General features: G+C 34.4%; 21 protein-coding genes. 11 read left to right on the forward strand and 10 right to left on the reverse strand.

All coding sequences use genetic code 11. The annotated features are described in order from the left end of the window. The first annotated feature begins 19 nt into the window (after positions 1–19). The 4 genes from arfB to BLS98_RS19190 all read left to right on the forward strand — a co-directional run bounded on the left by arfB (position 20) and on the right by BLS98_RS19190 (position 3,236). Positions 20–412: an alternative ribosome rescue aminoacyl-tRNA hydrolase ArfB gene (gene arfB, locus BLS98_RS19175; RefSeq protein ID WP_089738463.1), complete on the forward strand. Its 393-nt coding sequence runs from the start codon at positions 20–22 to the stop codon at positions 410–412. Between the two features lie 47 nt (positions 413–459). After that, entirely contained in the window at positions 460–1,098 is a 639-nt protein-coding gene (locus BLS98_RS19180) for a hypothetical protein (protein WP_089738465.1), read from the forward strand. A 296-nt stretch (positions 1,099–1,394) separates the two neighbouring features. Further along, complete coding sequence (locus BLS98_RS19185) at positions 1,395–1,775, forward strand: GreA/GreB family elongation factor (protein WP_089738466.1); 381 nt, start codon at positions 1,395–1,397, stop codon at positions 1,773–1,775. 486 nt (positions 1,776–2,261) lie between these two features. Beyond that, the gene (locus tag BLS98_RS19190) at positions 2,262–3,236 is read left to right on the forward strand and encodes a deoxyhypusine synthase family protein (protein WP_045500886.1); all 975 of its coding nucleotides are present in this window, start codon (positions 2,262–2,264) and stop codon (positions 3,234–3,236) included. Positions 3,237–3,710: 474 nt separating this feature from the next. Here BLS98_RS19190 and BLS98_RS23420 read toward each other — a convergent pair whose 3' ends face one another. Continuing rightward, positions 3,711–3,857: a hypothetical protein gene (locus tag BLS98_RS23420; protein ID WP_167356255.1), complete on the reverse strand. Its 147-nt coding sequence runs from the start codon at positions 3,855–3,857 to the stop codon at positions 3,711–3,713. An 87-nt stretch (positions 3,858–3,944) separates the two neighbouring features. Here BLS98_RS23420 and BLS98_RS19200 point away from each other — a divergent pair, with 87 nt between their 5' ends. Then, positions 3,945–4,241, forward strand: a complete 297-nt coding sequence (locus BLS98_RS19200; protein WP_089738471.1) for an MGMT family protein — start codon at positions 3,945–3,947, stop codon at positions 4,239–4,241. A 766-nt stretch (positions 4,242–5,007) separates the two neighbouring features. Here BLS98_RS19200 and BLS98_RS19205 read toward each other — a convergent pair. Both BLS98_RS19205 and htpG read right to left on the reverse strand, forming a co-directional pair. Next, positions 5,008–5,412, reverse strand: coding sequence for a helix-turn-helix transcriptional regulator (locus tag BLS98_RS19205; RefSeq protein WP_089738473.1), 405 nt, complete (start codon positions 5,410–5,412; stop codon positions 5,008–5,010). A gap of 654 nt (positions 5,413–6,066) precedes the next feature. Continuing rightward, complete coding sequence (htpG, locus tag BLS98_RS19210) at positions 6,067–7,959, reverse strand: molecular chaperone HtpG (protein WP_089738475.1); 1,893 nt, start codon at positions 7,957–7,959, stop codon at positions 6,067–6,069. Between the two features lie 155 nt (positions 7,960–8,114). On the opposite strand from htpG, the gene BLS98_RS19215 reads away from it, so the two are divergent. After that, complete coding sequence (locus BLS98_RS19215) at positions 8,115–10,994, forward strand: S9 family peptidase (protein WP_089738478.1); 2,880 nt, start codon at positions 8,115–8,117, stop codon at positions 10,992–10,994. Positions 10,995–11,152: 158 nt separating this feature from the next. After that, entirely contained in the window at positions 11,153–12,601 is a 1,449-nt protein-coding gene (locus BLS98_RS19220) for a hypothetical protein (protein WP_089738480.1), read from the forward strand. A gap of 51 nt (positions 12,602–12,652) precedes the next feature. Here BLS98_RS19220 and recA read toward each other — a convergent pair whose 3' ends face one another. Then, entirely contained in the window at positions 12,653–13,654 is a 1,002-nt protein-coding gene (gene recA, locus BLS98_RS19225) for a recombinase RecA (RefSeq protein WP_089738481.1), read from the reverse strand. A gap of 380 nt (positions 13,655–14,034) precedes the next feature. On the opposite strand from recA, the gene BLS98_RS19230 reads away from it, so the two are divergent. Then, positions 14,035–15,009, forward strand: coding sequence for a hypothetical protein (locus BLS98_RS19230; protein WP_228425375.1), 975 nt, complete (start codon positions 14,035–14,037; stop codon positions 15,007–15,009). Between the two features lie 256 nt (positions 15,010–15,265). On the opposite strand, the gene BLS98_RS19235 is transcribed toward BLS98_RS19230, so the two are convergent. Further along, positions 15,266–16,450, reverse strand: coding sequence for an oxygenase MpaB family protein (locus BLS98_RS19235; RefSeq protein ID WP_089738484.1), 1,185 nt, complete (start codon positions 16,448–16,450; stop codon positions 15,266–15,268). Between the two features lie 81 nt (positions 16,451–16,531). Further along, positions 16,532–17,329, reverse strand: coding sequence for a response regulator transcription factor (locus BLS98_RS19240; protein WP_089738533.1), 798 nt, complete (start codon positions 17,327–17,329; stop codon positions 16,532–16,534). Positions 17,330–17,533: 204 nt separating this feature from the next. Here BLS98_RS19240 and BLS98_RS19245 point away from each other — a divergent pair, with 204 nt between their 5' ends. Next, a complete protein-coding gene (locus BLS98_RS19245; RefSeq protein WP_089738487.1) occupies positions 17,534–18,367 on the forward strand; it encodes a hypothetical protein in 834 nt (277 codons plus the stop codon). Positions 18,368–18,452: 85 nt separating this feature from the next. Here the strand turns inward: BLS98_RS19245 and gap are convergent, their stop codons facing one another. The 4 genes from gap to BLS98_RS19265 form a co-directional block, all read right to left on the reverse strand. Continuing rightward, positions 18,453–19,460: a type I glyceraldehyde-3-phosphate dehydrogenase gene (gene gap, locus BLS98_RS19250; protein ID WP_045500868.1), complete on the reverse strand. Its 1,008-nt coding sequence runs from the start codon at positions 19,458–19,460 to the stop codon at positions 18,453–18,455. A gap of 33 nt (positions 19,461–19,493) precedes the next feature. Next, complete coding sequence (gene pfkA, locus BLS98_RS19255) at positions 19,494–20,480, reverse strand: 6-phosphofructokinase (protein WP_089738489.1); 987 nt, start codon at positions 20,478–20,480, stop codon at positions 19,494–19,496. Between the two features lie 83 nt (positions 20,481–20,563). Next, entirely contained in the window at positions 20,564–21,436 is an 873-nt protein-coding gene (locus BLS98_RS19260; RefSeq protein WP_089738535.1) for a DUF4846 domain-containing protein, read from the reverse strand. 272 nt (positions 21,437–21,708) lie between these two features. Then, a complete protein-coding gene (locus BLS98_RS19265; protein ID WP_089738491.1) occupies positions 21,709–22,095 on the reverse strand; it encodes a winged helix-turn-helix transcriptional regulator in 387 nt (128 codons plus the stop codon). Between the two features lie 95 nt (positions 22,096–22,190). Between BLS98_RS19265 and BLS98_RS19270 the strand changes: the two genes are divergently transcribed. Both BLS98_RS19270 and BLS98_RS19275 read left to right on the forward strand, forming a co-directional pair. Further along, positions 22,191–22,829, forward strand: a complete 639-nt coding sequence (locus BLS98_RS19270) for a peroxiredoxin-like family protein (protein ID WP_089738493.1) — start codon at positions 22,191–22,193, stop codon at positions 22,827–22,829. Further along, positions 22,826–23,626 (forward strand): DNA alkylation repair protein, encoded by an 801-nt coding sequence (locus tag BLS98_RS19275; RefSeq protein WP_089738495.1) that lies wholly within the window; start codon positions 22,826–22,828, stop codon positions 23,624–23,626. Before BLS98_RS19270 ends, BLS98_RS19275 begins: the two co-directional genes overlap by 4 nt. Positions 23,627–24,173 lie beyond the last annotated feature (547 nt).

Consider the following 24,173-nt stretch of genomic DNA (forward strand, 5'->3'; position numbering starts at 1 on the left):
CTCTCAAAACTAAAACATAATGAAGGATTTTTCAAAAGAACTCAGTTTCAAAACTTCCCGCAGCAGTGGGGCAGGAGGGCAAAACGTCAATAAAGTGGAAACTTCGGTAACTGTACTTTGGAAAGTTGTGGCTTCTGAATTTTTTAATGATGATGAAAAAACATTGATTCAGGAAAAGCTTAAAAATAGAATCAATGCAGATGGATTTTTATTTCTAACAGTTTCTGAAAGCAGAACCCAGCTGATGAATAAAAATAAAGCTATCGAAAAAATAACGGAGATTGTAAACAATGCACTTATTATTCCTAAAAAAAGAACGGCTACTAAACCGTCCAGGGCCCAAAAACAAAAGAGATTGGATGGTAAAAAAAAGCTTTCTGATAAAAAAGAAAATAGAAGGTTTAAATTTTAGTTGCTCCTTTCACTGAAAGTCCTATTTTTGCCGGAAATTTTTCAAAAATGATTAAAAAACTAATGCTACTGGGAGCTATTTCGACTTCTTTATTTTCTTTTGCCCAAAAATTTTCATTTGTCCCTTCTGTAGGATATGCATGGAGAGTTGCGGAAACACCTTCAGGACTTTCAAAACAGGAGAAGGATTACATCAAAGGATTAAAAAGCGGACTTCATTTTGACCTTTCTGCTTATTATCATGTAAATAATATTGGAATCGGATTGAAATTCTCCAATTATAGCGCATCAAGCAATGGAATGTTAGCTGTAGGGAACCCTTATGGGAATACTATGTACGTAACCGTAAGTACAAAAGATAATATTACCTTCATTGGGCCTTCTATCATGTATTCCAATTATAATGAGCCAACGAAACACAAATTGATTCTTGATGCTGCGTTAGGGGTTATTTCTTACACAACAAAAACAGGTAATGTAAAAGGAACCGGATCTAATTTAGGATTAGATGCAGGTTTTGGCTATCAATATGCTCTTTCTGATCATCTTTTTATAGGTCCTAAATTAAGTGTAACGGCAGGAACATTAAACAAAATGAAAATTAACGGAACAACTGTTGATATGAGTGATGCAAAAGAAGGTTTAACCAGAGTTTCTTTAAGTGGAGTCGCTACATTCCATTTTTAAGTTCTATCTTTGTTAGAATTAACAACAACAAAATAATGACAGCAACTATCTTTTTATCTGAGGATCGCCGACGAGCAGGATTGTTGCTGTCATTACTGTATCTACATACAGATTCTTTTCTGAAAAGTTCCAAGGACTTTATCAATTAAGCCCTGTCAGGATCCAAGACAGGGAATTATTCCGGATTTTTATTTATGCTTTTTTGCGGTTTTCTATAGAAGAAGGCAGATGTATGTCTGGATTCTACATTGGATCGTTCGGGAAATACTGCATTTTAATCTTAAAAATTGAAAAAAATGTCCAATCATATTACGGTAACCACAGGAATTTATGATGCTATAAAAGATACACTAAGAAGAAAAAAAGTAAGCATCGGAGAAGAGAAAAGATTAACTGAAGAGCTGAGAAACGCGAAGCAGGTACGGAGAAGGGATCTGTCTGAAGATATTGTAACAGTTAACAGAAAAGTGACTCTGAAAGATCATACACAGGATTTTGAACACGAGTATATTTTTGTGCCTTCTACCAGAGAAAAGCTTAAGAAGAATAAGTATTCAATCCTTTCAAATATTGCATTAGCAGTAGTTGGATACAAAGTAGGAGATATTATCGACTGGCCTTTCAAAGAAGGTAACAGAAAAATTGAAATTGTAAAAGTGGAAGCCTGGGAAGGATAAAACTTTGTCATATAGGGTTGAATTTACGAAGAAAACGTAGTCCATTTTGGGCTGCGTTTTCTGTTTTTTTAACAATAATAGCTAAGGTTGGAAATCGCAAAGGCGCAAGATTTTTTTTACATGCATGACGTTTTAAGGCGCAAAGATTTTATCTGCGATAAAATTGTATGTCGCTGAATATTGCCACTAATGCACGAATAAATCATATGTTTATTTATGCATAAAAAATAATTCGTGCATTCGTGGCAAAAAAAATAAGCGTATCGCTTGCTGAAGATCTTTGATCTTCTTGCGTCTTAAAATAGACGTAATAGTTATAAAAAACCTTTGCGCCATTGCGTTTACCCAACAAAAAAGTACATCAATTAAAATACCTTCCAGCCTACTTATTTAACAAATGATAAAAAAGCACTCCTCTATGAGACTTTCTTCAAGTGCTTGGGCTGCATTCCGTTTTTAAGTTTTATCTTTGCAAAAATTAAAAAAATGAGCAAACCGATAACTGAATTCATAGAAAAGTATTACCTGCACTTCAACGCAGCTGCATTGGTGGATGCTTCTAAAGGATATGTTGCACATCTTAAAGATGGCGGAAAAATGATGATTACTTTGGCAGGAGCAATGTCTACTGCTGAACTGGGAAAAATTCTTGCAGAAATGATCCGTCAGGGAAAAGTAGATTTTATCTCTTGTACAGGTGCCAACCTTGAAGAAGATTTAATGAATCTTGTAGCACACTCTCACTATGAAAGAGTTCCTCATTACAGAGATCTAACTGCTCAGGATGAGTGGGATCTTTTAGAAAGAGGTCTAAACAGAGTTACAGATACTTGTATCCCGGAAGAAGAAGCTTTCAGAAGATTACAGAAGCACATTGTGGAAATCTGGAAAGATGCAGAAGCTAAAGGAGAAAGATATTTCCCACACGAATTCATGTATAAAATGATCCTTTCAGGAGTATTGGAGCAGTACTATGAGATTCCTAGAGAAAATTCTTGGATGATTGCAGCAGCAGAAGCAAACTTACCAATCGTAGTTCCAGGATGGGAAGATTCTACAATGGGTAACATCTTCGCTTCTTACTGTATCAAAGGAGAGCTTAAGGCTACTACAATGAAATCAGGTATTGAATATATGACTTACCTTGCAGACTGGTATACTAAAAACTCAGCTGGAAAAGGAGTTGGTTTCTTCCAGATTGGTGGTGGTATCGCAGGAGATTTCCCTATCTGTGTAGTACCAATGTTATATCAGGATATGGAAATGCATGACATTCCTTTCTGGTCTTATTTCTGCCAGATCTCTGATTCTACTACATCTTACGGTTCTTATTCAGGAGCAGTTCCAAATGAGAAAATCACTTGGGGTAAATTAGATATTACTACACCGAAATTTATCGTTGAAAGTGATGCAACTATCTGTGCACCATTAATGTTCTCTTACATTCTTGAGAATGCTTAAGCAATAAACTCTTTACGAGATTACTATACAGCGCTTCCATTTTGGGAGCGCTTTTTTATTTTTTTGCTTTCAGACTTTTTAATCTCTCACAAATTTTTCAGATGACGCAGATTCTGCGCGGTGATGTGAAAGGTTGGAAATCGCAAAGGCGCAATTTGTTTAGATACATGATGTTTTAAGGCGTAAGGATTTTATCTGCGATAAAATTGTATACCGCTAAAAATTGCCACGAATGCACGAATAAATTATATGTCTTTATTTATGCATAAAAAGATTATTCGTGCATTCGTGAAAAAAAATAGGTGCACTGATTGCTGAAGATCTTTGATCTTCTTGCGCCTTAAAATATGCATAATATTAGTAGAAACCCTTTGCAGTTTCCAATAAATCTGCATAATCAGCTAAATCTGCGAGCTAATATTTAAGCATCATTGCAATATGTGGCAATCTGTGGCATCTGTGGGAAAATAAAAATCAATCTAAAGAATTCACCAAAACAAAATAACGGTAAGCCAAAATTACCTTTTCTATTTTTGTTAGCCTGTTCGGGTCCTTCTTGCTCAGCTTTGGAAGAACCTTTCTATTGATTACATTCAGTAAACGGAAAAATGATTTTTTCATATCTTTATCTTTTAATGAAACATCATTGAGGCTGTAAGAGTTCAAAAATGATGCAAAAATTCAATATTCTTTTCTAAGACTTTAGATATGGACGAAATTTTCAAACAACAGGTATACGAAGTCGCTAGGCTTATTCCAAAGGGAAGAGTTTCTACGTATGGTGCTATAGCGAAAGCAGTGGGCTATCCCAATCATTCCCGCCATGTAGGAAAAGCAATGGGAGGTTGCCCTGAAGACGTGCCTGCACACCGCGTTATTTCCAGTTCAGGGACATTATCTGTTCCGGAGTTTCAGAAGAAATTAGAAGCGGAAGGAATTGCTGTGGAAAACTTAAGAATAAAAGGGTTTAAAAAACTGTTCTGGGATCCTATGGATGAGTTATAATAATTTTATTTTTCCTTAGCCTATGTTTCTATGTGGTTTAAAAATTTCGAACCACATAGAAACATAGAGCATAGCACTCAACATTTTAGTATCAATAAAAGAAATTCGTGCATTTGTGGCAAAAAAATAAGTGTTTTTATAAACGCAAAGTTTTATTTTGATACTAGATAATTTAGAGGGAGCAAAGGTGGAATCAATTTCATTGATTCTTACGAAGCATACGCATAACCCTAAAGCTTCATCAGTGACGAAGTCAAACTCTTAGCCTTCTAAAATAAAGCATTCGAATTGCTAGTTCTTTGCGTCAAAAAATATTCACTAAACTATCAAATTACAGGACAATAAAAATTCGTGTATTCATGACAAGAATATTGAGCCCTTTTGCAGACGCAAAGTTTCTATCTTCACGGCGTAATATTTTAAGGGAGCAAAGAAAGGAATCAATTTCATTGATTCTTACGAAGCGTACGCATAACCATAAAGCTTCATCTGTGACGAAGTCAGCATTCTTAGCCTCCTAAAGAATATAAGGCTTTTATCATAAAACTTTGCGTTAAAATAATCTCCCACAGATTTCGCAGGTTACACAGATTTAATCGCTGCGAGAATTATATTTGTGACATTTGTGAAATGATTAGTGTTTTTCGTGTTTAAAAAAAGAGTCCTTAAGAAATTTTATATCAAAAAACTTTCAATATTAAATAAAAAATATCACTCATACTATTAATGTGAGTGATACAAATATTTTTACAGTAAAACCGTATTATTATTTCTTTGCTCTTGTTGAAGGACTTTGAGAACCTTTTAATTCTTCTTTCAGCCTTTCGTTTTCTTCTTTTAATAATGCAATATATCCTTGTAGGTTCTCAATAACAGCACCTGGAATATTATCATAATTATTCTGATTAGTGATTGCTCCTGCAGAAATAGATTTATCATTAAATACAGGGTGGTCATAATTAACAACTACTGCAGCTGTTTCGTCTTCATAAATATCTTCAACCGGTACTTCAAAGAAGCGTGCAAGTTTATCCCATTCATCCTGAATGATTCTTACATCACCGCTTTCTTTTCTGCTATAATTAGATACATCCGTAGCAATGTAATCAGCTACCTGTTGCTGAGTATATCCTTTTTGCTTTCTAATAAGACGTAATTTTTCTTTTTGCATGACCGACATTTTATACAAAAATGGCAAAAAAGCACAATGTATACAATAGAAAACTGAAAAAATACTAATGAAGCTTCACTATTGAGAGAATATAAACCCCAAATCGAAGATTCGACGAAGTCAAAAGTCACAAAAGCTTTATGATTAAACAATTTAGTTCACTTAAGTAAGTTCAAAATGATACTCTATAAAAGTTCACATCAGAAGAAAATCGAAGATTTTCAAAAACTTAAGTGCTCTTCTCAACAGAATACTATTTACTTCATAAGACTTAAGTGTCTAAATTCTTTTGTGACTTTTGTGGTTTTAAAAAATAGATAATAAGGTATTCTGTAATAACTTTAATGTTGGATGAACGCTAAGACGCAAAGGAGTTTTATCAATATTATGTATATTTTAAGGCGCAAGAAGATCAAAGATCTTCAGCAATCAGTACACTTATTTTTTGCCACGAATGCACGAATAAATTATATGTTTATTTATGCATAAAAAATAAATTCGTGCATTCGTGGCAATATTCAGCGATATACAATTTTATCGCAGATAAAATCCTTGCGCCTTAAAGCATCGTACATGTAAAAGAATTTGTGCCTTTGCGTTTCCAACCTTTAAAACAAAAAAAAGACTGCTTCATTTGAAACAGTCTTCTGTAATTTATTTTTCAAGTTGTTTATAACTTCTCTGTATAAAATCTGTAAGGTCTTTTCCTTTCAGTAAATTCTGAGATAGCTTAGCAAGGTCCAAAGCATATTTAATTAAGCTTTCTTTCTCTTCAGTATTCTCGGTTTTTAAGATCTGATTAGAAAGTTCACTGTTGGAGTTTACTACCAGATTGTACATTTCCGGGAAGCCACCCATTCCGAACATACCGCCACCGCCGGTTGCCTGCATTTCCTTCATTCTCCTCATAAATTCAGGTTGGGTAATCGTGAATGGAGCATCAGTGCTGTCAAGATCTTCAAGCTGAACAGTGAATTTAGTATCCTGGATTGCTTCTTCAACATTCTTTTTCAAAGATTCCTTTTCAGTGTCATTCAATTTTGAAATAACAGGTTCATCTTTCTTGATAAGATTGTTGATGTGATCTGCATCTACTCTTACAAATGAAATGTTTTCTTTTGTAGTTTCCAGCTTCTGAATAACGTGTGAAATAATTGGAGAATCTAATAACAGTACTTCATATCCTTTATCTCTAGCAGACTGAATATAGCTGTGCTGTTCATCAGCATTGGTTGCATAAAGAACTACCAGTTTATTATCCTTATCGGTTTGGGTAGGTGTAATTTTATCAACCAATTCATTCCAAAGGAAGTATTTTCCATCTGTTGTAGGATATAATGTAAATTTATCCGCTTTCTCAGCAAACTTTTCTTCAGTGATAACTCCGTATTCAATAACTATTTTAATGTCATTCCATTTTTGTTCGTAGTCTTCACGGTTTTCATTGATGAGAGAAGCCATTTTATCAGCTACTTTTTTCGTGATGTAAGAAGAAATTTTCTTTACAGCACCGTCTGCCTGAAGATAAGAACGGGACACGTTCAACGGAATATCCGGAGAATCAATTACTCCTCTCAGAAGCATTAAGAAATCTGGAACAATACCTTTTACTTCATCCGTTACAAATACTTGATTTTGGTATAGCTGAATTTTATCCTTATCAATATTTAAGTTGTTGCTTAATTTTGGGAAGAATAAAACCCCTGTAAGGTTGAAAGGATAATCAACATTTAAGTGAATATGGAATAAAGGTTCTTCAAACTGCATTGGATACAGTTCGTGATAGAACTTCATATAATCTTCATTGGTCAGATCACTTGGAGCGATTGTCCATGCTGGAGTAGGGTTGTTGATGATATTATCAACTTCCTCTGTTTCAGCAACAGTACCTTCTGGAGCGTCTTCCGGCAAAGGAAGTGTATGTGTTTTTGTTCCGAATTTAATTGGAACAGGCATGAATTTATTATATTTTAATAACAATTCACTGATTTTTGCTTCTTCTAAAAACTCTACAGAGTCTTCTGCGATATGAAGAATGATTTCTGTTCCTCTATCTGTTTTATCAGTGGTTTCTTCTAAAGTAAATTCAGGGCTTCCATCACAGATCCATCTTACAGCAGGTGCATCTTTGTAAGATTTGGTAAGGATTTCTACTTTTTCAGCCACCATAAAGGCAGAGTAGAACCCAAGTCCGAAGTGGCCGATAATTCCTGAATCCTTTGCAGAATCTTTATATTTCTCCAAAAATTCTTCAGCTCCTGAGAAAGCAACCTGATTGATGTATTTTTCAACCTCTTCACCAGTCATACCAATACCTTGGTCTATGATGCGTAAAGTTTTTTGTTCTTTATCAATTTTAACCTCAAGTTTAGGATTTCCATATTCTACTTTTGCTTCACCAATACTTGTCAGGTGTTTTAGCTTCAAAGTAGCATCCGTAGCATTAGAAATCAGCTCTCTTAAGAATATTTCGTGGTCACTGTAAAGAAATTTTTTAATAAGTGGGAAAATGTTCTCCACCGATACATTAATATTTCCTTTCGTCATAATATTTTAGATTTTTTAATTTTCAAATATTTCTCAAAAAAAATACCATCGTGCAGAAAGTGACAGAATGACATTTTTTCGAATGATAGAAACCTAGAATCATGTGGATTTGTCAAAGAAATATCCTATTTTTAATCCTTTAAAAATTTTTAAAAATGAAGATGAAATGTACAGTTTTTCTTCTGCTCATGATGGCCTGTTGCCTGTATGGACAGAAGAAGCCTTTAGACCATTCTGTTTATGACAATTGGCAAAATATAGGCATGAGAAAAATCTCAAATGACGGAAAATGGATCGCCTATTCTGTAGATCCTCAGGAAGGTAATTCTAACCTTTTTTTATATTCCGTTAAAAATAAAATTTCAAAGACATTTGCAAGAGGAACAAAAGTAGATTTTACAAATGATTCCAGGTTTGCTGTTTTTCAAATCCGTCCGCAGTATAAAGATATAAAAGCGGTAAAAGATAAAAAGCTTAAAAAAAATAAGCTTACAAAAGACAGTTTGGCAATCGTTGATGTTTTAAATGGTCAAACGGAGAAAATTCCTAATGTAAAAACATTTAAAATTCCAGAAAAATCAGGTTCCTATGTTGCCTATCTTCTGGAAGATATAAAAGATAAATCTGCAGATAAAGAAGACGGTGATGAAAATAAAGAGGAAGATAAAAATGCAAAGCCTCTACAATTAGTTGTACGAAATCTTCTGGATGGGAAAAGTACAACGTACGATAACGTAATCCGTTACGAGTTCAGTAAAAATGGGAAACAACTTGCTTTTGTAACCAAGAAACCGGACGAAAAAAAGGAAAAGAAAGAAGGAAAAGACTCAGAAGATGAAAAATCTTCGGATAAAAAAGATACCGACAAATCTAAACCAAAGAAATATGCTCTTGAAACGGTACAGGTAGTAGACTTACAGAAAGGAACGATTGCTAAAATTTCCGAAATGGAAGGTGATTTTTCACAATTGTCTTTTGATGAAGATGGAAATCAACTGGCCTATGTGGGAACTTCTTCTGCACAGAATGATCTGGTAAAGCTGTACAATTTGTATTACTTTAATGTTAAAGGAAATAAACAGGAAGTAATTACCAATCAAAATGCCCAAATGAAAAAAGATTGGGTAGTTTCTGAAAACCGTTTACCTCTATTCAGCAAGAACGGAAAGCAGTTGTATTTTGGTGTGGGTCCAAAGCCAATTGCAAAAGATACCGCAATGATTGCGAACGACCATGCTGTAGTAGATATCTGGAACTACAGAGATGATTATTTGCAAACAGTACAGTTAAAAGAGTTGAAAAATGATCTGAAAAAATCTTATGCTGCAGTAATGCAAACGGAGAAACCGGATTTCTTCAGAAATATTGATGGTGAAGATTTAGATACTTTAAGAATAATAAACCAGGGAAATGCTGAATTTGCATTAGGGGTTACCAGTTTGAACAACCGTATTTCTTCACAATGGGAAGGTTCTACAAAGAAGACTTATTTCGCGATTGATAATAAAACTGGAGAGAGAACAGAGATCATTAAAAACCTAGATGGTTCAGTAGCTGTATCTCCATTGGGAAAATTTGTAGTGATTTTTGATAGTGAAAAAGGACAATGGTTTAGCTATAACGTGAAAACAAAACAAACCCTGCCACTTACGAACGGATTGCCGGTTTCTTTTGTAGATGAGGAGTTTGATATGCCAGATTTTCCAAATCCTTACGGACTAGCCTCATGGACGGATAATGATGAGTCTGTTATTATCAGAGACCGTTATGATCTTTGGGAGTTCTTTCTGAACGGTTCAAAAAAACCAAGAAATATAACGAATGGATATGGCCGTAAAAATAAAATAACATTCGACACCTACGAATTAGATAAAGATATTAAAAGTTTAAACCGAAAGTCTTCTATCTACTTATCAGCATTTGATAATGCATCCAAGGCCAATGGAATTTTTAAAACATCTATTCAGTCGAATACTGACCCTGTAAAAATTCAAATGGAAGATGTATGGGGATATCGCAGCCTTCAAAAAGCAAAAAATACTGAAGAATATATCGTAGTAAAAGAATCTTACACAGATTCACCGAATATTTTCACCACATCAGATTTTTCAAAACAGGAAAAGCTTAGCAATACTAATCCACAGCAAACCCTTTATAATTGGGGAACAGACGAATTGGTACATTGGGCAACACCAAAAGGAAATACCTCTACAGGAGTTTTATTCAAACCGGAAGATTTCGATCCAAATAAAAAATATCCTATGATTGTATACTTCTATGAAAAACTTTCAGATAATCTGAACCGTTATGTTGCACCGTCTCCAACACCTTCAAGATTAAATATTTCTTATTTTGTAAGCAACGGATATCTGGTTTTCACTCCTGATATTTCTTATGTAGATGGTTTCCCAGGAGAATCTGCAATGGAGTATATTAATTCCGGAGTTGAAAAGTTAAAGCAGAATTCTTGGGTTGATGGTACTAAAATCGGAATTCAGGGACAAAGCTGGGGCGGTTATCAGGTAGCGTACCTTATTGCTCACACAGATATGTATGCAGCAGCATGGAGTGGTGCTCCTGTTGTGAACATGACCTCTGCCTATGGTGGAATCCGATGGGGTTCCGGAATGAACAGACAGTTCCAGTATGAAAAATCACAGAGTAGATTAGGAAAGAATTTATGGGAAGCACCAGATCTTTATATTAAAAATTCACCGCTTTTTGCGATTGATAAAGTAAAAACTCCGGTTGCTATTATGAGTAACGATCAGGATGGAGCGGTGCCATGGTATCAGGGAATCGAAATGTTTACCGCATTACGCCGTCTCGGAAAACCAGCGTGGCTTCTGAATTATAATGGTGACGATCATAATCTTATCAAACGCCAGAACAGAAAAGATATTCAAATTCGTGAACAGCAGTTTTTTGATCATTATCTTAAAGGATCTAAAGCTCCAGTCTGGATGACAAAAGGGATTCCAGCCACTCAAAAAGGAAAAAATTGGGGATTTGAGTTGACAGATGATAAACCTTAAATTATAGAAAACTCGGCGGAGCCTTTGGCTCCACCGAGTTTTTGTTTTAAAATATATCTCAGGAAATATCTCAAAAGATAAACTGACACAATGGCATTTTTTTTATGATGGGCTTATTGCGGGCTTTTATTATATTTACCGCCAATTTTAACAACAATATGGGAATCTTTGATTTTTTTAAGAAGAAAGACAACAGACAGGAAAATGTCAGTGCTCCGGTTCAGCAACAAGAAATGCCAGAGGAGAAAGTAGTAGAGCAGATCGTAGAAGAAGAAGTGGTAGATATAGTACCGGAAACTCCAATACAGTCAGAACCTGTAGAAGAGAAAAAGGCGAATGAATTATATGAAAAGATCAAGATTTATAGTGATTATGTAGTGTATACTATTGCACTTCAATTGAGAGGAGATTTTGCTCCTATTTCAGCATTTGAAAACTTGAACGGAGAGGTTGAAGGGTTTGCTTATATGATTACAGATCCTACTTATGGGCTTTCACCGCAAGTAGTACTTGCTAATATGAAAGAAAAGTTTGAAAATGAGCTGAAAGAGGGAAAGATCAAGTCATATGCTGTACTTTACCATTCTCAGTTCAATAACGACGGTAATCATGCATTAGCAGTAAATCCGGAAGATCTTAAAGCCATTACACTTTCTTATCATTTTAATGATTCTGAAGAAGGTAATATTGCCCTGCCTTATGCTTTCGAAAATGAAAATGTAACGTTTAAAGGTTTCGCTGAGTTCTCTCATGAAGAAAACAACGAGATTATGAATAATCAGCTGGTTGACGGAAAGGATTATTTCACGAACAGAGAAGAGATCAAGAGCCCGGAAAGTACCAATGAAGCTGGGATCGTTATGAAAAAATCAAATGTTCACTCTCTTGCCAATATGTGGGGTGGGATTTTTGGTTTTCAGAACTTCCAGAATCAGGAAAAATTTTCTCAATATTTGATGGAGACTATGGCTTTATATAGAGTAGCTGAAATTGCTGCGGATGAAAAAGCTAAGTTTACAGAATTTAAATATGTAACATTCAAAACAATTATTTCTGACGATTTTAATACGATTTATCCGGAAGTGAAAACTGATTTCTCTCTAGATTTTGAAACAAAAGAAATCCGTGAATGGGAAAATATTGAGAACAACGAAGCTATTGTAGGAGGTCTTGGAAGAGATACTTTCGGACTTTGGTTCTTCCCTACAGATTATCTAGAAAACAAAACTCAATATCAGACGCAGAATAAGCTCAATATTAATATTAGTGGAATTATTTTCGTGTTAGATCTTCATAAAAGCTTCGATTTACCGGATGGTACCAAGACTGATGAAGAGTTTACAGCATACAAGCCAAGCCAGGATCTTCCTGATTATGGTTGTATTGATTTTATTGGTAAGGTACTTGACATTAAGGAAGCTGAATTACTGCCAGACGGAAGTGTGAAAGGATTTATCCTGAAACTAAGACTGATTACCAATTCAGAAGTAGAAAACTTCTTGACAGTAGATGCTTTCGTGAGCAAAGATAATATGAGATTTGCTGCCCTTTCAGTAGGAATGCAGGTTGCAGGAGCAATGCAGCTACAAGGGAAAATCGCAGGATAATAAAATCTCTGTATATAAAAAAAGCGGTCTGAATTTCAGACCGCTTTTTATTTATTTGTTTTTCAACTCTTCTTTAATCTTGTTTTCCAACTCTTCAGAAAGTTCAGGATTGTCTTTTAAAACATCTTTTACAGCATCACGTCCCTGACCTAATTTAGATTCTTCATAGCTGAACCAAGAACCGCTTTTCTTCACAATTCCCATATCAACGGCAGTATCAAGAATTTCTCCTACTTTAGAAACTCCTTCACCATACATAATGTCGAATTCTGCTTGTTTGAAAGGTGGAGCTACTTTGTTTTTCACGATCTTCACTTTCACACGGCTTCCGATAGCTTCGTCACCTTGCTTGATTGGTGCACTTGCTTTTCTGATATCAATTCTTACAGAAGCATAGAATTTAAGAGCATTACCTCCGGTAGTTGTTTCAGGGTTACCGAACATTACACCGATTTTTTCTCTTAACTGGTTGATGAAGATTACAGTACATTTCGTTCTTGAAATAGTAGCGGTAAGTTTTCTTAACGCCTGAGACATCAATCTTGCGTGTAGACCCATTTTAGAATCTCCCATTTCTCCTTCAATCTCCGCTTTTGGAGTAAGAGCAGCAACCGAGTCAATAACAACAATATCAATAGCTCCTGAACGAATCAGGTTATCAGCAATTTCTAATGCCTGCTCTCCGTTGTCCGGCTGAGAAATGATAAGGTTTTCTAAATCGATTCCTAATTTTGCAGCATAAGTTCTGTCGAAAGCATGCTCAGCATCAATAAATGCAGCAATACCACCAGCTTTTTGAGCTTCAGCAATAGCGTGAAGTGTTAATGTTGTTTTACCTGAAGATTCAGGTCCATATATTTCAATGATTCTTCCTTTTGGATATCCTCCTATACCTAATGCGATATCTAATCCTAAAGATCCGGAAGGAATTACCTCTATTGTATTATCTATAGAAGAATCTCCTAAAGTCATTACTGTTCCCTTTCCGTATGTTTTATCTAGCTTGTCAAGCACTAGTGCAAGTGCTTTTTTCTTATCATCAATGTTACTCATCTCTATTAAAATAATTTCTCAAAAATACATAATTTATAGATCAAAAACTAATATTATTTATCCCTGAAACTGGTTTTTAGAGTTAAAAAATGATAAAATTTTAAGACTGATCTTATTCATAACGAAGGAGATGCAGAATGTGTTGTTGTGAATATTGAAATAATAAATTGAAGACAAGAAAATTATAGTTGTAAAAACGAAACAGGAGACTGAAAGTTAGTATTGGAGGGATGATTTCTGGCTATTACCCTCTTCACAGTTTATGGAGCTAACGTGTTTTTACAGGATTACAATATTTTTCATGCTGATAAGGAGAATCAGAGCTTTATCTATTTAATATAAAAATGCTTATCTTAAAACATTGTTTTAAAGATCATTCCATGGACAGAAAATTAAAATTATTCCTGATTAAATCTTTTGCTGTATTAGCTGTTATACACCTGGCTTACTTTATGTATGGATATGTAAAGTTTGAAGGTCTTCACAGCATTTATAATAATACAGAATTTTACATATTTAAATATTACGATGACGTCTCTATTTCTCATGTTTTCGTTTCCGGTCTTTTTTTGTTTTTCTTTGTTATTTTTCTTCTTAGAAATCACTCCAAAAAAAGAAATGGACTTTCAAAAAATTTAGGAATAGGCTTAATACTTCTGTTGGTGTCCTTTTTGTCCCTGACCTTTTTCATCAGCTACAGTTTCGGTTTCAATGCAAAATTACGAACTGTGTTGCCAGAAAAGGATTTTAATAAAGATAAAACGTTTCTGAATGTTTTACAGCCTTTTTTATACAACTATACTTCCTACAGTTCGACGAGTTTGTTTAATCCAGAAAATATTTTATACCCCAAACCTTATCCTGTAATTGAGCAGAGAGACACCCTGTACTACGATCCGGATAATGTAGAGTATTACACGACAGAGTCTAATTATTACAGTATTGATACGCTAACAATGCTGAGCGCTGACCAGAAAGAAGTAAACAATAAAATGGAATCGGTGCTTAACTTACTTGGCCTTGACTCCAGGGAATTGGAAAAAAGAATTATTTCTAAAAAAAAGATAGGGGATAGTACTCAAATTGTATTTAAAGGAGTAAAAGTAAATCCTGAATACGACGATAAAATGTGTATTTTTCTTGAAAATAAATTTTTGTTTTTTCCATTGCATAAAATTCCTGAACAGCAACAGCAGTATCAAAATGCAGTCAAAAGGTATAATTTGCTTTACAAATATAGTCAGGACTCTCTGCTTTCTTCATTTCAGAAACTGGATGTCCTTTTTAAAAAATATGGTATAGAAACGCAGATCGTTCCGAAAGATCTCACTAAAGATGTTTTTTTATTATCGTGACCACCGGAATGAGCCTCTGAATGCAATACGGAATACTTATGAAAGAGGCCAGCTAAAAGAGAAATTTGTAACGCTTGACCGTTTGTTTTACAAGCCAAACTATCTTCATTCTTCCATCGTGGAAATTTTTTTTAGTGCTGTTATTGGTGTCTGGGTTGTTTTATTTTTACTGTATTTGATCTGGAATTTTATGAACAGAAAGCTTGCTTCAGATTAGCATAATTTCCAGCCTTTTGTTTCATTGAAAAATGAAGTTTTAATGAAAGTTTGAATTTTTAGTAATGTTCAGATAATCTTTTAATACCTTCATCTGATCTTTATTTCCTCTTTTTATTCTTGAATCCCGGCTTACGAGACGATCATAAATGCTATTGAAAAGTATTTTTGATTTTGGAAATAACTTTTTATTAGAAACTTCTGGGATTTGAAGCCTTTTACAAACTTCATCATCCAGCAGGAACCAGGTACAGCAAATATGGAGATACCTCAGATTTTTTCTTTGAAATTCAAATTTTAAAATTGGGTTTTCCAGTGATTCATTTAATAACGAATGGGCCAGAAGAACAGAATCTTTATCAGATGGCGGCTGAACGGAAGTCCATAAATAAAAATATTCCGTAGCCTGTTTCTTATCATCAGGAAGAAGTTGTTCCGGAATCCCCAGAAGATATCCTACATATTTCCACAAGTGAAAAATTCCTTGTTCTTCTTCAACAGAAAAAGTATTTCCTAATTTTTGAAGACTATGAAGAAAAACAAGACTAAAACCAATATAGGTAGCCATCATGTCCCATGAATTGATAGGTTCTCCCCAGTTTTCGGTATCCCAGTCTTTATAATGCTTTTTGATGGAAAGTCTTGCGTAGGAATGAATCAATCTTGTTTTTATAGCAAATTCATATCCTTTCGCATGAATTTCCAATGCGTTGTATCGGGTAGCATTCACCCAGAAATCTAAAGTTTCTGAGAGACGTTTCACCGCCCCTTTTTTCAGGGCTTCTGTCACAATGAGCGGTTTGTTGAGGTAAGCGTAGTCATAGCCTCCAATCAGGCAGTAATCTCTCAAAGAAATTAAAGAATCAAGATTGCTTCTCATGCAGAGCTCAGCGCCGCTTTTTAATAAGTTGTAATCTAGCCAATCAGGAACTTTCTGAGTTTGGGCGAATAATTCTTTTACACTTTCAGGAATAGTATCATTTTCAGAAACTCCATTTCGAATGTAACCTTCAATTTCCCTTGATGCTTCATGGTATTTTTTAGTAAAATAAACCTCTTTTACCACAGCATCTCCGGTTTCATCCACATGATAGAAGAAGGGAGCATATTTTTCAAAATCCTTGAAGCTTACTTTCGCATCGGAAAACTCAATCAGTTGTTTTCCGTTACCGTTTTCCCAAAAGTTTTTGAAATGCGATGCATCTTTAAATCGGGGGTGTATCATTGTTCATTCCTTAGATATATAAAAGTACAAGTTTTACGCCGAAGTTAGCTGGTGAGATTTGTCAGGATTGAAAGTGTGATATTATAAGTATCCCCATTCAAAAGCCATTTTAATAAGCTCGGAGCAGTTTTTACAATTTGCTTTTCTTAAAATATTTTTTCTGTGGGTTCTTACCGTTTCTTCGGAAATATTCAATCGTTCGGAGATTTTTCCGGCAGAATAGCCTTTAGCGATATAGGTGATGATTTCAACTTCTCTTTTCGTAAAATGTACAGGAATAGGTGCTGTTATATTGTCATCCTTTTGCCATTGCATTTGATGGAAATCTTCCCTGCCATTAATTCCGGAGATTAAAACGGTGTAAGAATTCTGATGAGTGATATGCTCAATATTAGTATGGATGTTAATAGCCTGTAAAATTCTGCCGCTTTCATCCCTATAGGTGTGCAAGGACTGATGATGGAAAAGTTCATAGTTCCCTTTGAATGTTCTCATCCGAAAACAATAGCTGAATTTAAGTTCTGAAAGACGGTTGGATGCATTAATCTCTATCATTTTTGCCATGCACATTCTTTCTGCTTCCATTACAAATTCCAGATCATCAGGATGAATGAGGTCTATGATTTCTTTAAGATGTACTGGGTATTTGTTTAGCCCGTGTATTTTCAAAAGATCTTCATGATGGTTGTAAATGGTACTGTCTGCAAAATTGATGATATAATGATAAAATCTTCCGGGAGCAAAGACTTCCCCAATAATGCGCTCAATAGAAGGAACAGACAGCATTGTGTTTTCATTCTGAAGAAGTTCCGGATAATTGTTCCAAACTCTGGTCAGAAGATGGGGCTTTTTAGCCTGGGTTATAAATTTTTTATCCATGGTTGATGTTTTCATAAAATTAATGAAATTATGTTGAAAAAAATCACCCTTTTGTGGTATTTCATTTAGTAACAAAGTATTGTAGCTTTATATGAAACTAATGACCATGGAAGCTCAATTTCTAAACTCTTTTGTTTACGGTTAAAGCTTTCTATCCTTCTTTATTTTCAATCAAAAAAACTTTAACCTGAAAAACAAATAATCATGAAAACTAAAATTTTATTACTGCTGTTCATTCTTTTTAGTATGAAATTGTTTTCTCAATTTTCATTTTCAAACTTAAATAGAGGTATTTCTTTACAAGAAAATGAAAAACGACATTGGTTTCCCGCCAGATTTAATAATAGCAAAAGTGTAGAAGCTAAAGATTTTTTTGAAGGCAAGGATTCAACACGATTATTTCAAAATAGTAATGTTGTTTATAATACTCACCTTAAAAATTTTTCTCTTAATTCAGAGGTAGTAAATGATTATTTTAGAGCAATTAGAGTTGGTATTGGCTTTCAGCTCAATAGTACAGTGAGCGATACTAATGGAACAACAACAGACCAAATGAAAAAAGATCAGTTGATTTCATCCCTTCAAAATGGAGGGGGAAATTTATTTATTAACGCTAAATACCCTATTCTTGCAATTGGTAGAGAGACAGATTCTTTTGGATTGAAAGCATATATATATCATAATACAGGTATTGAACTTACAAGTATAAATACTCCAGATAATGATTTTATTTTAACCCATAATACAGGAATAGTATTGGGAGGGTTTGGAATGGGGATAAAGAATAATATCGCAATTTTTTTTCAAGCTAAAGGAGCTTTGTTATATGGAAATTCAAAATATAATAGAGTTTTATCAAGCGATACGAATTTTAAACATATCCTTCCAATGGTAAACATAAATGTAGGAATTAACTTTTTAAATATGTATACTGTTAAGGTTGATTTTTATCCTGTTGGTCAATATTTTAAAGATAATTTTCCTGCCACAATATCTTTTGTTATAACTCCAAAGAAAGAAAATAAGAACGGTAAGTAAAAATAATATTATTTGTAATAACAGTAATCAAAAAAACCTTCCCATCGGGAAGGTTTTATATTACTCATTGCTTATCGCTCATTACTTATGATAAAGAAGCTGCGTGTACAAGCATATCAACTAACTTGTTAGAGTAACCCATTTCGTTGTCATACCAAGAAACAAGTTTCACGAAGTTAGGAGAAAGCATGATACCAGCATCTTTGTCGAAGATAGAAGTTCTCTTATCTCCAACGAAGTCCTGAGATACTACTGCCTCTTCAGTATATCCTAGGATACCTTTCAATTCACCTTCAGAAGCAGCCTTGATTACTGAACAGATTTCTTCATAAGAAGCAGCTTTTTCAATTCTCACTGTTAAATCTACTACAGAAACGTCAACAGTTGGTACTCTGAAAGACATACCTGTTAATTTTCCGTTTAATGAAGGGATTACTTTTCCTACTGCTTTAGCAGCACCTGTAGAAGAAGGGATAATGTTGTTTAGAGCAGCTCTACCACCTCTCCAGTCTTTCATTGAAGGACCGTCAACAGTTTTTTGAGTAGCTGTTGTAGCGTGTACAGTTGTCATTAAACCTTCAACGATTCCGAAGTTATCGTGGATAACTTTAGCTAAAGGAGCTAAACAGTTTGTAGTACAAGAAGCGTTTGATAAAATTTTGATATCATCAGTAAGTTCCTTGTGGTTTACACCCATTACGAACATTGGAGTATCATCTTTAGAAGGAGCAGAAAGGATTACTTTCTTAGCACCAGCAGTAATGTGTTTTGCAGCACTGTCTTTATCTAAGAATAAACCAGTAGATTCTACTACGTAATCTGCACCAATTTCATCCCACTTTAGGTTGCTTGGATCTTTTTCTGCAGTTACTCTGATTTTTTTTCCGTTTACTACAAGATCATTTCCTTCTACAGAAACCTCACCTGGGAAAATACCATGTACAGAGTCATATTTTAACATGTAAGCCATGTATTCTGCATTGATTAGGTCATTGATTCCTACAACTTCAATGTTGTCTCTTTCAGTCATTGCTCTGAAAACAAGACGTCCAATTCTACCAAAACCGTTGATACCTACTTTAATTGTTGACATAATAGTTTGTTTTTATTAGATTTATAAAAATAATTAGATTGCTAAAATTTCTGAAATCAACATTAAATCTTTATTGATTTCATTATGCTTTTTAATGGCTTCTTCAATAGCTGTATATACTACATCGTTGGAACGCATTCCTGCCATTACATTGTTCTGTCCATCCATTAATCCTACTACTGCACCATATCCAAGTCTGCTGGCCAATACTCTGTCTGCACAACTCGGAGATCCTCCTCTCTGCATATGTCCTAAAACCGCTACACGAATGTCATAGTCTGGGAATATTTCTTTTGTTTTTTCTGCCAATCCATAAACATTGGCTAGCTTTTCACCTTCTGCTACCACTACAATGCTGGATGCTTTTCCTGTTTTTTCAGCTTTTCTAAACTTTGCAAAAAGATCATCCATGCTGTCTTTTTTCTCAGGAATTAAAATATCCAAAGCACCTGTAGCCAAACCACTGTTTAAAGCAATAAATCCTGCATCACGACCCATCACTTCTACAAAGAAAACTCTATTGTGAGAAGTAGCCGTATCACGAATTTTATCAATTGCTTCCATAGCAGTATTCAACGCAGTGTCATATCCGATGGTATTATCTGTTCCGAAAATATCATTGTCAATAGTTCCCGGAATACCGATTACTCTGATTCCAAATTCTTCACTAAAGATCTTGGCACCAGTGAAAGTTCCGTCTCCACCAATACATACCAATCCGTCGATACCCAGCTTTACGCAGTTATCATAAGCTTTCTGACGGCCTTCTTTAGTTCTGAATTCAGCGGATCTGGCAGACTTTAGAATCGTTCCACCTTGGTTGATTATATTTTTTACGGAACGGGCTCCCATTTTCAGGAAATCATTGCTGATAAGGCCATTGTAGCCTTCCCTTACCCCGTAGCATTCAATATTATAGTAATTAGCGGTCCTTACTACCGCTCTTAATGCTGCATTCATACCTGGAGCGTCTCCTCCTGAAGTAAGAACTGCAATCTTTTTTACAGCACTCTCTTTCATCTAGTAAAAAATTTCGAACACAAATTTACAAAAACAAGTTCAGATTATCGTAGTAACTTTTCAATAGTTTTGAATATATAGAATTAAAAGCTTCTGAAGTTTGTCGGTTCAAAAATATACCGCGCTGTTTTAGTCTCAGATGCATTCACATCAAGATCATACCACGGCGAAATGTTTTTCTGAAAAGGGTTGGATAACAGATGTATAGACTGAGCCGGTGTAAATCCTTCGCTTAATAAAAATAATTTTTTCCCTTCCTTATTCTTACAGACTCCTGCGATGAAAACCACATGCCCCGGGCTTCCAGGAGTAATCAGAATGTCTCCGGTTTTTAAATCTGAGTTTTTTAAGACCGGTTTGGTTTCCTTATTCAGTGAAATAGTTCCTGCATAATTAAAGATGAGGTCTAGATAATTTCTGAAACTCTGATAAGAATCATCAAAATCTGCCGTCTTTCTAAAGTTTACAGAGTTTCCATTGACGAAAGCTCTTGTTCCATTTTTATAATCATTCCAACTAAGTAGATGACCACTCGTGAAATGAAACTTGATATCATCCGTCTTTTTGATTTTGTATAAATATTCAGCTCTCAGGCGAATCACTGCATCTGCACATTGTTGGAGGTCTTTATTTCCCGTATCAATATCAAAAACAGCTTCATGAAGATGTTGTGTGGAAATGGGAGAGTCATCATATCTTAAGATCTGACTTCCATAAGGTTTCAATTTAAAATTTTCAATAAAATATCCGAATGAATCAGATTTCTCTTGTTGCCATTGATAATCCTTTGGCGCAGAAAATCTTTCCTTGATGGTATTTTTATCCTTATTGATCTGTACTGAAGTTTCAGAAGTTAGAATTTCAGTTTCCTGAGAATTTTGATTTGATTTTGTTTTATCTTGCGTACAGCCCAATAAAACCATGGTAATTACCACTCCTGAAATAATTTTTTTCATATTCATTTGATTCGGGTACAAATATGGGATTTTTTTGTAAAATATTGGAATATCGAAACTAAGCTTTTATTTTACATCGTTTTTTTTGCCACGAATGCACAAATAAAATAATTTCTGAATGATACTTATTGTTTAGAAATTATTGATTAAAAATATAACGACCTAGTTTTTAGGGAGCAAGATTATTCGTGTATTCGTGGCCATTATAAAAGCATATTTTTGCAGAATACAATTTTATCGAAGATAAAATCTTTGCGCCTTAATAATGCATTCTATTTAGAATAATCTTGCGCCTTAGCGTTTTCCAACAGATAAACATCTTCATTTTCTTTTTCAGGAATCAAAAGTTTTCCCCAATCATTCAGCTGCCAAAGAATGACAACCAATTTTTCGCCAAGTTCCGTAAGAGTATATTCAACTCTAGGAGGAAGCTCATTAAAAGATTGCTTTGTGAGAATACCATCCTCAACCATTTCTGTTAGCTGCTGATTAAGAACTCTGCGGTCTACTTTCGCTATTCCACGCAGAAACTCACTTGGACGTTTTTTCCCTTCATTGATCTGCCAAACGATAGGAATTTTCCATTTTCCACTAATGGTATTCACGGCAACTTCCAATGGACAGATTTTATTTTCTTCAGCTCTTCCCTTTATTTCCATAAAATTGACTTTTTTATCCCTATGGGTGAAAAATATGCGTTATTGCTTTTCTGTAACGGCTTTTAGACCTTTGTAAAAATAATAAAATTTAAAAAATGAATACACTGGCAAAACAGATTGAATATTTGAATCAGGAATTGTCTTCACAACTTCCACAGGAAATATTATATGCTTTTGGAAAGTCTATTGAAGATTTGAAAACAAAGAGAATGGAAGAAAATAGTATTCAGATTGGAAATCAGATGCCGGAATTTTCATTGCCGAATGCTTTGGGTAAAATAATTAATTCTGAAGACATTATTAAAAATGGGAAAATTATTTTAGCCTTTTATAGAGGAAGCTGGTGTCCTTATTGTAATCTGGAATTAAAATCTCTACAGGATAATCTTTCCAGAATCAAAAATAAAGGAGCTACTTTAATTGCTGTTTCTCCACAAAGTCCGGATCATTCTCTAAGTATGACAGAGAAAAATAATCTTGAGTTTGAAGTATTGACTGATATTGATAATAATTTTGCTAAAAAATTAGGTATAGATTTTCAGCTACAGGATTTTGTACTTCCTTATTATAATGGTCTTGGAATACATCTTTCAGATTTCAATAAAAATGAAGATAATACCTTACCGGTTCCGGCTGTTTTTGTGGTGGATGAAAATAGAGTGGTGACTTATAAATTTTTAGATGTAAATTACATGAATAGATTAGATGTGGAAGAGTTAATACAATCATTATGACAGAAAAAAGAAAAGGAGCCCGCTCCATTAAAGATATTCCTGCAGATATTTTGTTACAGTTGAACAAAGGTGAAATTGAAACAGCCAATCTTACAGAATGGTTGGCCGTAGATCAGAAATTTTTGTTGGAGACTTTATTAATACAGAATAATCGGTCAGAATATCTACAGCCAATTCTGAGAAGAGTAGATCAGTTGAAAAAACAAACGGTCAATACTATCAACGAAGCTATTGGATTGGGAATTCTTGATCTTGCACTTAAAAACCAGGATGAAGAATTTATTTCAAAGTTATCCACACATCCTGCGGATTTTGTTCGTTGTTGGGCTGCTTACACCATTGGAAGGAACAATACTTTTAATATTGAAGAAAAATTAAAAAAGATTCAATCCTTTGCTGCTGATACTCATTTTGGAGTAAGAGAAATCTGCTGGATGACGGTTCGTCCGGATATTTCAAAGAATCTTAAAGAATCCTTTTCTATTTTATCAGAATGGACGAAGCATGAGAATGAAAATATCAGACGTTTTGCGAGCGAATCCACCAGACCGAGAGGAGTGTGGTGTGAACATATTGAGGCATTAAAACAAAATCCGGGATTAGGGTTGGAAATTTTAGAGCCATTACAATCAGATTCTTCGAAATATGTACAGGATAGTGTTGGAAATTGGCTGAATGATGCCAGCAAATCCCAACCGGAATTTGTAGTAGAAATCTGTGATGAATGGCTTAGGGAAAGCAATACCAAAGAAACTCAATATATTGTCAAAAAAGCCTTGCGTACCATTCGTAAATAAAAGTTATCCACAATAAGGAGTTGTAAATTGATTGATGATTTTATATTGTTGTAAATTAATTATTTACATATTTTTGGATATCAAAATTATTCTTAAAAATAGATTCAATTGGCCAATTTTTTAAAGTTATCCACAATTTTGAAATGTGAATTCATAATCCTTTCATGCCTTTCTCAATTAAAATACTTGCTTAAAAAGAAATCTTCTGTGCACATCTGTGTCATCAGTAGTCAAAAAAGTTATCCACAATATGGAATTGTAGAAAAAGTAATACTATATCTGTCATAAATATAGATGGTTGTAAAATATCTCTGTTAAAAGGATTCTCAAGAATAGGTCCAATAGGTTATGATTAAAAAGTTATCCACAATATCAGAATATGAGTTAAGGACTGTCTCAATTGTTTTCAACTTAAAATCTGAACTTAAAAAGGAATATTCTGTGCAAATCCGTGTATTCTAAGACATATGCAAATTATATCGTACTAAATTTACAAAAGGTTGTTCTCTTTTTACTACAGCAAACATTCTATACACGAGCTTACAAC

The organism is Chryseobacterium jejuense, assembly GCF_900100075.1.
Lineage (GTDB): Bacteria > Bacteroidota > Bacteroidia > Flavobacteriales > Weeksellaceae > Chryseobacterium > Chryseobacterium jejuense.